This window comes from Sphingobacterium sp. InxBP1, from assembly GCF_026191775.1.
Taxonomy (GTDB): Bacteria; Bacteroidota; Bacteroidia; order Sphingobacteriales; family Sphingobacteriaceae; genus Sphingobacterium; species Sphingobacterium thalpophilum.
Map to the genome: position 1 here is coordinate 1 of NZ_JAINDX010000020.1, position 2890 is coordinate 2890.

At 30.5% G+C, this 2890-nt stretch carries 4 protein-coding genes; all 4 read right to left on the reverse strand.

All coding sequences use genetic code 11. The features are described 5' to 3' along the window. Positions 1-259: 259 nt before the first annotated feature. A complete protein-coding gene (locus tag K7A41_RS00250; protein ID WP_265712100.1) occupies positions 260-454 on the reverse strand; it encodes a hypothetical protein in 195 nt (64 codons plus the stop codon). Positions 455-584: 130 nt separating this feature from the next. After that, complete coding sequence (locus K7A41_RS00255) at positions 585-1496, reverse strand: hypothetical protein (protein ID WP_265712101.1); 912 nt, start codon at positions 1494-1496, stop codon at positions 585-587. 4 nt (positions 1497-1500) lie between these two features. Further along, entirely contained in the window at positions 1501-2535 is a 1035-nt protein-coding gene (locus tag K7A41_RS00260; protein ID WP_265712102.1) for an acyltransferase family protein, read from the reverse strand. A 55-nt stretch (positions 2536-2590) separates the two neighbouring features. Beyond that, on the reverse strand, positions 2591-2890 hold a 300-nt coding region (locus tag K7A41_RS00265), incomplete at its 5' end, for a hypothetical protein (protein ID WP_265712103.1).

A 2890-nucleotide genomic window follows, 5' to 3' on the forward strand; every position in this document is an offset into this window, starting at 1 on the left:
GATTCAATACTGACATAACCTTTAGGAATGGTGATTGGGTGATGCTGTGCAATAATAAAAGCTGGCTGACCACTGATGAACTTACAATTTTTATGGATCACTTTGATGGTGAAATAGTTTTTGAGGAGGAGATATAGAGAAGATCAAGTATATGAATACTAGACCTTTAACGCTAACTTTTTTTTATAATGGAGACTATGGTAACACATCAACTTAGGTATTGTTTCTGAAATGAAACTTTTATCTCATTAAAATTTCCTTAAATAATATGTTTTAAATCTTCTTTAATATCAACAGGGATATTAATGAAAATTTCATTTTTAAACTCTTTGTAGTGTCGGTTTTTAAAAACAGTAGCAAGTGTACCACCAAGCCACTTACCTTCTTCTTTCAAAAAGTTCGAATATTTGGAATCCAAAAGCTTTATTTTATCTACTTTATTATTGACGCCCATATAATTATTTAGATAAGATTAAGTTATTTACTATTTTATCTGCATTTTCCAAATATAATCTTGTTACCTTTAGAATTAGGATGCAATCGATCATTGAAGAAATTAGATGTAACAATAATACCATTTTTAGTTAACAAGCCATAATAATCAATAAATGGAACCCCCTGTTGAGAAATCCATTTATTGATTTCCTTACCATTCTGTTCAAATCGCGAATTGACTTCTCTAAAGTTGTAGCCAGTACTAATTTAATATTATTTGCTTCTGTAAATTTTCGTATATTCTCAATTCCTGAGAAGTAATCTGAATTCTTACCAGTTGTATTAGTTCCATAACAAATTATTGCAATTTTGGGTTTAAAAATTCTTAATTCTTCAATAATTCTATATGTAGTCTCTGCATCAATCTTTCCACCGCTTAAACCATCTATCGCAACTTTACCATTAAGTTTGTTCGATAACAAAGTTGTCCATTTATCCCTTATATCTCCTCTAAAGTTGATGAATGCTCCACCTTCTACAATGGAATCTCCAAAAATAGCTGCTAAAGGATTAGTATAAGAATTTATTGAAAAATATGAAACAGATAATTGTCCTGAAATTACTTTAAGTAAAGGCTTACCCCTTAATAGAACTGACTTTAAATTATGTGATATTGAATATTGAAATAAGGTATCTGAATTTAGTGTGTAAACTATAGAGTCAACTTTTTTAGATATGGAAAATTTAATATCTCCTTTAAATAATATACTTTTTTGATCTATAACTGCACCGTCGTTATCAAGAACTGAAACTTTATCCGAATTAATAACTAAACCACCTTTTCCTTTTCCAAAAAAAACTTCAATATCACTGCTCGGATTTTTGATACTGATATCTAATGAAAATTGTTCGAGATTAAAATCTAAAGGATATTCGACACCTTTTCTTGTTTGCAAGACAATTTCATTTAAGGCCTTCTTATTGAAAGTAACATAATTTGGGTGGTCTGTCTCAAATTCATTTTCATCATTCTTCTTACTACATGAAAGTAAGAAGATCATAAAACTACTTATTAGTAGTCCTATTGATAAATTTAGCTACTTTCTTTTCGAAATACTCATAGCTTATATAACTAATAAAAATGGATATTATTGCGCATAAAATCATCAAAGGTATACCTGTTAGTGGTATTTTAAACGCTTTTAGAATACCTTTAATAATTGAATATACAATGGGATGAAATAGATATAGGCCATAACTAACTTCACCTAAAAATAAAAGAGGCTTGTGGTAAAAATGATCAATACTAGTCCTCATTAAAAATAAACATGACACTATGGCCGCACAGCAAACTGTGAAAACATATTTGTTTGCTTGCATTACAAGTGAATTTTGATCTAATACTGTTGGATAGAAAGCAAATGTTGCTATTGCTAAAATTAATATTACTCCCAATAAAGCGTTATTGACAACCCGAGTGAATCCAAATATCTTACCAATGGCGATACCAATATAAAAGTATAGCAATTGATTCAATGGATTTATGTAGTTTCTCCAAAATAAATCAGATCCGTTTAATTTTGGAAGCTCAAAATATGAGAAGTAGATACTCGATCCTAAAATTATTCCTCCAGAAATCCAAAATAAAACTGACTTTCTAGATGAAAATAGTAATAGTGGAAAGAAAGCATAGAATACCAATTCGTTACCAATAGACCATGCGCCTACTGCGAAATATGTGTCCCACTTTATAAATCCAAAAAGACCAGTGACATTCAAAAATACATCAACAAAATTCGGCACCTTCCTGTATAATACAATTGCAATGATTGTTACTAAACTAAGTAGTGGCAAAATTCTAGCAGCTCTTTTTATGAAAAAGCTTTTTAGGCTATCAAAGGATACCGTAAGCTTATCTTTATACACATAAAATAAAGTCAATCCACTCAACATGTAAAATATCGATACTCCATAATAACCAACTCTTTGTATTGGTGATTGTGCATCAAATTCCCATCCCTGCCATCCTGAATAATGATAAACTAAAATTAGTAATGCGGCAATTCCTCGTAAATAATCTAAAGTAAATATTCTTCTCATCTATTTATGGTCAAAAAACAGAGTCAAATATAAAATATTTAATATTCTTTACATGTTATTTTTTACGAAATCCAAAATAAATACCGAACGCAACTATCAATAAACCTATAGCTAACCCAATCCAATTTGATAGTATTCCAGTAGCACTCGGACGTCTCTCAATATCCTTAGTTTCGATTTTATTTTCGTCGGTACTATCTTTCTTTGCTGACGCATTAACATTTTGGTGTAGGTTCTCCCGAATATCCTTCAAAATTTCACGAGCCTGATCCGTTTTCCGCTTAGTGAACGAAACTATACTATCGGCTCTAAATGTCATCGAACCATCAGGATCGATTTTTAGATCTGTTCCTGG